The 4,864-nt window shown below is 40.2% G+C and carries 7 protein-coding genes and 1 pseudogene; 1 reads left to right on the plus strand and 7 read right to left on the minus strand.

Annotation, left to right across the window (positions count from 1 at the left end):
- A partial coding sequence (locus tag C1642_RS11545) for a CorA family divalent cation transporter (protein WP_228153846.1) occupies positions 1-940 on the plus strand: 940 nt, incomplete at its 5' end.
- Between the two features lie 69 nt (positions 941-1,009).
- On the opposite strand, the gene C1642_RS11550 is transcribed toward C1642_RS11545, so the two are convergent.
- The 7 genes and pseudogenes from C1642_RS11550 to C1642_RS11575 form a co-directional block, all read right to left on the minus strand.
- On the minus strand, positions 1,010-1,297 hold the full coding sequence (locus tag C1642_RS11550; RefSeq protein ID WP_000250997.1) for an STAS domain-containing protein: 288 nt from the start codon (positions 1,295-1,297) through the stop codon (positions 1,010-1,012).
- Between the two features lie 11 nt (positions 1,298-1,308).
- Positions 1,309-1,950 carry an MlaC/ttg2D family ABC transporter substrate-binding protein gene (locus C1642_RS11555; protein WP_001093907.1) on the minus strand — a complete coding sequence of 214 codons (642 nt, stop codon included), beginning with the start codon at positions 1,948-1,950 and terminating at the stop codon, positions 1,309-1,311.
- A 26-nt stretch (positions 1,951-1,976) separates the two neighbouring features.
- On the minus strand, positions 1,977-2,657 hold the full coding sequence (locus C1642_RS11560) for an outer membrane lipid asymmetry maintenance protein MlaD (RefSeq protein ID WP_000842362.1): 681 nt from the start codon (positions 2,655-2,657) through the stop codon (positions 1,977-1,979).
- On the minus strand, positions 2,657-3,433 hold the full coding sequence (mlaE, locus tag C1642_RS11565; RefSeq protein ID WP_001091949.1) for a lipid asymmetry maintenance ABC transporter permease subunit MlaE: 777 nt from the start codon (positions 3,431-3,433) through the stop codon (positions 2,657-2,659). Before mlaE ends, C1642_RS11560 begins: the two co-directional genes overlap by 1 nt.
- A complete protein-coding gene (locus C1642_RS11570; protein WP_002019647.1) occupies positions 3,430-4,248 on the minus strand; it encodes an ABC transporter ATP-binding protein in 819 nt (272 codons plus the stop codon). Before C1642_RS11570 ends, mlaE begins: the two co-directional genes overlap by 4 nt.
- A gap of 126 nt (positions 4,249-4,374) precedes the next feature.
- Complete coding sequence (locus C1642_RS18900; RefSeq protein WP_000471151.1) at positions 4,375-4,560, minus strand: hypothetical protein; 186 nt, start codon at positions 4,558-4,560, stop codon at positions 4,375-4,377.
- Positions 4,561-4,651: 91 nt separating this feature from the next.
- Positions 4,652-4,864: pseudogene (locus C1642_RS11575) on the minus strand (hypothetical protein); the annotation flags it as partial.

Genomic DNA, 4,864 nt, shown 5'->3' on the forward strand with positions numbered 1-4,864 from the left:
TCCCGAATTAGTATGGCTTGATCTTATTGCACCCTCTCAAGAAGAACAACAATGGGTCTTAGATGCTTACAATCAGAACTTACCTACACTAAAGTCGTTAGAAGACATTTCATCTTCTGCTCGATTCTACCGTGATGATGACGGTATTTTGCATATCAGCACCTATTTTTTAACGAAAAATAAAAATTATCAGGTTGATGGGGATGCTGAGGATTCTTCCCATATGCTTGCCATGGTGCAGACTGTTGCATTCATCTTACATAAAGACCGCTTATTTACTTTACGGGGTGAAAAGTTAGTTGCCTTTCGTGCTTTTCGTGCTCGAGCTCGCCGTAATGACTACGAAATGGATTATAAAGATCCAACATGGATTTTATTGGGCTTACTTGAAGCAAAGCTAGATGAGCTTGCGGATATCTTGGAAGATATCCACAAGGATCTAGAAAAATACTCAACCGAGGTTCTCAATAACCATCAACGTGAACAGATTTTAGATCTTGATGACATGATTACCCGCTTGGCACAACAAGAAGACATGCTTGGGAAAGCACAGCTCTGTTTAATTGATTTGCGCCGTGTTTTAACGTTTTTGTCTCGTCCACGTGCTTTAGGCAGTCATATCTACGATGCAGATATTCGAGAACTTAGTGAAGATGTTCGCTCGCTTGTCGAACATGACGCTTTCTTATTCCAAAAAGTACGGTTCTTGCTTGATACAACGTCAGGATTTATTAACACTGAACAAAACGATACGATCCGTCGATTCTCGATATTACCAAGTATGTTGGCACCACCTATGTTAATCGCCAGTATCTATGGTATGAACACGGATGTACTTCCTTTCGCACACGGTACAACTAGCTTTATTATCGTTTTATTAATTATTATTGGTTTCTTTATTGGACCTATCATTTATTTCCGCTGGAAAAAATGGATTTAAAGAGATTACCCCCGCAAATTTTGTATATAAAAAAGCACCTAAATTTAGGTGCTTTTTTATCTTTGCTCATCAAACCAAATGTAGGTCTTCTTGCAAATGGCAGGCTTGAATGATTTTCAGCATCTTCTCCGGTACATTTTTAAAATGTAATCCAGACTTTTGTGGAGTTTGACGTAGCCATTGCACTAAAACAGCCAAGGCTAACGTATTACCATGCTCAAGCTGCTTTAAATCAACAATTAAAGGAAAGCTTGTTTGCTTTTTAATAATTGCCAATCCAGCTTGGTATTGTTGTTCAGCATTTTCAAAATCAATTTTGCCTGAAACAACTAACTCTTGGTTAAGATACTGAACCACTCTTCACCTACTTATTTTTGTTTATTCTGATTAACAGCAGCATCTGCATCAGGTTGGAACGTAGCAATTGCTTTATTCAAATCACCGCCATTACGTTTCACAGTTGCAGCAAACTGGTTACGGAACTGCAATCCTAAATCAATACCAGAAACATTGATGTTACGGATTTTCCATTGCGAACCTTTGTCTGCCAACTGGAACGACACAGGAATTTTTTCACCATTGTGATTAAAATCTAAAGTCACAACAGGGTTTTTACCAGCTGTCGCCTTGTATGGACGCATCGTGTAAGTTTGGTTTGTATACTTAGCAAATGCACTACCGTAATTCTCAATTAATGTATTACGGAAGTTCGTTTCAAACTGAGCACGCTGTGCAGCAGTACTATATTGGTTTGTTGCATAAGTACCCATCACAATACGAGTAAACGCTTGTGAATCAACATACGGGTCTAAGTTTTGGCGTACAATTGTTTTTACTAATGCTGGGTTATTTTGCAATTTAGCATGATCGGCTTTTAAACGAGAAATCAAGCCATCAGCAACACGCTTAATAAAGTCAGGTGGTGCTTCTGAAGGTGCAGCAAAAGCTGTACCAGCAATCATAGTAGACAAAATACTTGCTGTAAGGGTTTGTTTAAACAACGTATTCACCTGGAACCACTCCTTCAAATAATCTCTTACTCAACAAATGACGGCTGTGCACTGCTGTCAGTACTTGCAGGAGCTTTTTCTTCTGCTGAGGATGAACCAGCGGCAACCTTACCTGCGCCACCACCAGTAATAAATTTACTAATAAGATCTTCTAGATCCATCGTTCCTTGGGTATTAGAAATAGTATCGCCACGTTTAAGGTAGTTTAGACCACCACCCGGTACGATTTTTAAATATTTCTCACCCAATAAACCATTGGTTGCAACCATTATATAAGCATCTTCATCAATACTTGTGATGGAGTTCATGTTACTGATCAGTTGCTGTTCCATTGTTTTTTGTTGCGCTGGAGTCGCTTGCGTATAATCAGAACTATAACGTAATTCGTCTAAAGCATTTTTTTGAACTTCTTTTAACTGTTCAGCATTAAAGCTTGTCAGTTTTCCATCAAGATCAAAAGTAACCGTAGCCAAACGTGTAACCGGATCAAGCGTGATTGAATCAACGCGGCCAATTGTTACACCGCTCATCGTCACTTTAGCACGAGGCTTTAAACCATTAACGTTATCAAACTGAGCTTTCATGGTGTAGCCATCGCTCAAGTTCGTGCCCACCAAACCACTCACTTTCATTGCTAAAAAGAATAAAGCAATACCGAAGATAATAACAAAGATACCTACGGCCAGCTCACTAGTACGTGATTTCATTAAATCCCTCCGAACATGACCGCAGTCAACACGAAATCAAAACCTAAAACACATAATGAAGAATATACAACCGTGCGGGTCATTGCCGTTGCAATGCCTTCAGGTGTCGGATCACATGCATACCCTTGGAAAACAGCAATCCATGTACACAGCAAAGCAAATACAATGCTCTTAATAATGCCATTTACGACATCGTGGCCAAATTGAACATTATTTTGCATACCACTCCAAAAGGAGCCTTCATCAACGCCAAGAAAATCAACTCCAACCAACTTACCGCCAACAATACCAATCGCAGCAAAAATAACGGTTAACATTGGCAAACTGACTATACCAGCCCAAAGACGTGGTGATACGATTTGCTTTAAAGGATCAACACCAATCATTTCCATACTGGCAAGCTGTTCACTTTGTTTCATAGAACCAATTTCAGCAGTCAATGCAGAACCTGCTCGTCCAGCGAAGAGCAAAGCTGCAACGACCGGTGCAAGCTCACGCAATAAAGTTAAAGACACCATTGTGCCTAGCATTGATTCACTACCAACATTGACTAATATTGAGTAGCCTTGCAATCCGAGTACCAGACCAATAAATAAACCTGATACCGTGATAATGAGTAAAGACATTACCCCTACACGATGCATTTGATAGACGAAACGTCCAAAACCGCCCGCTGAAGGTAATGAAAAAATAATCTGTAAGAGCATCAGTGCCGCAACACCAATCCCTCGAATCCGCTCAATAACGAGTCTACCTAACCAGGCAATCGTATTCATGGACGAACCTCGTTATCTAAATAAGCTTGGTGGCTAAACTGGTATTCAACCGGACCTTCTGCCGAGCCGGTTAAGAATTGTTTTACAAATGGAGAAGCATAAGCTTGTAATTCTTCTGGTGTTCCTTCCCCTTGAATCTTCCCTTCCGCTACAACATAAATGTAGTCAGCAATAGATAGGGTTTCAGGAACATCATGCGAAACAATAATCGTAGTTAGATCTAAAGCTTCTCGCAATGAACGAATGAGACGTGTTAAAACACCTTTCACAATCGGGTCTTGCCCCGCAAAAGGTTCGTCATACATAATTAAATCGGGATCAAGCGCAATTGCACGAGCTAAAGCGACCCGTCGGTTCATACCACCTGACAACTCAGTAGGCATAAGCTGTTCTGTTCCACGCAAGCCCACCGATTCAAGTTTTAAAGCGACCAGTTCTGCAATGAGATTTTCAGAAAGCTTAGTATGCGCACGAATTGGAAAAGCGACATTTTCATAAACCGACATATCGGTAAATAAAGCTCCACTCTGGAACAGCATTCCCATACGCGCACGTGCTGCAAATAATTCCTGACGTGACATTTGAGCAATATCTTTGCCATCAAGCAAAACTTCGCCCTGATCGGGAACAAGCTGCCCACCAATCAAGCGTAATAAAGTCGTTTTACCTGTACCAGATGGTCCCATAATGGCCGTGATCTGGCCTCGACGTATATTTAAACTAATATTGTCATAAATGACGCGTTCCCCTCGATTAAAACTCAAGTTTTTCACTTCAATCAGTGATTGAGTCGAGAGAGGAGTTTTATTATTCATAATGGCAATCATTCCTGCACTTTTATGCCCGCATACTATAACACTGAATTTTGGGAATCTTGTTGTAATTTTGACAAAAGCAAAACAAGCTAATATAGGAATATGAGCTAGATTTTGAAAAGAAATTTATTGATCGAGAACTTGAAACTGGTCTACGAAATGGCCAGTTAATAAAGCATAGGCAAAGTAGATTCCATTGCACAAAGCAAGTGCAATAAAAAGATATGGCAAACCACGTTGAAATAAGAATTTACTCAACCATGCCAAAGGCGACTCTTTTCGCTTACTTTTACGCATTATTACAATAAACATTGAACTGTTTCACACTTTGTTATTTTATAACAAAACTAAAAAATAAAAAAGGCCAGTATGTAAACTGGCCTTTTTTTAAATCTCTTAAAGATTAACGGTCGAATTTACGACGGCGCTCACCACGAGATTCTTGATTAAAGTGTTCTTCGCGAACTGCGCGACGTGGACCGTCTTCACCACCGAAGCTACGTTTTGGACGATCACCAAAACCACCTTCACGACGTGGACGATCTTCACCACCGAAACTACGTTGTGGACGGTCACCGAAACCGTTTTCACGACGTGGTTTATAGTCAACGCGGTT

Origin of the sequence: Acinetobacter sp. AKBS16 (genome assembly GCF_002899995.1) — a bacterium.
GTDB lineage: Bacteria > Pseudomonadota > Gammaproteobacteria > Pseudomonadales > Moraxellaceae > Acinetobacter > Acinetobacter baumannii.

Coding starts and splice junctions, on each gene's coding strand:
- C1642_RS11570 (WP_002019647.1), bottom strand. CDS start 4,248: ATGAATAATAAAACTCCTCTCTCGACTCAATCACTGATTGAAGTGAAA.
- C1642_RS18900 (WP_000471151.1), bottom strand. CDS start 4,560: ATGTTTATTGTAATAATGCGTAAAAGTAAGCGAAAAGAGTCGCCTTTG.
- C1642_RS11560 (WP_000842362.1), bottom strand. CDS start 2,657: ATGAAATCACGTACTAGTGAGCTGGCCGTAGGTATCTTTGTTATTATC.
- mlaE (WP_001091949.1), bottom strand. CDS start 3,433: ATGAATACGATTGCCTGGTTAGGTAGACTCGTTATTGAGCGGATTCGA.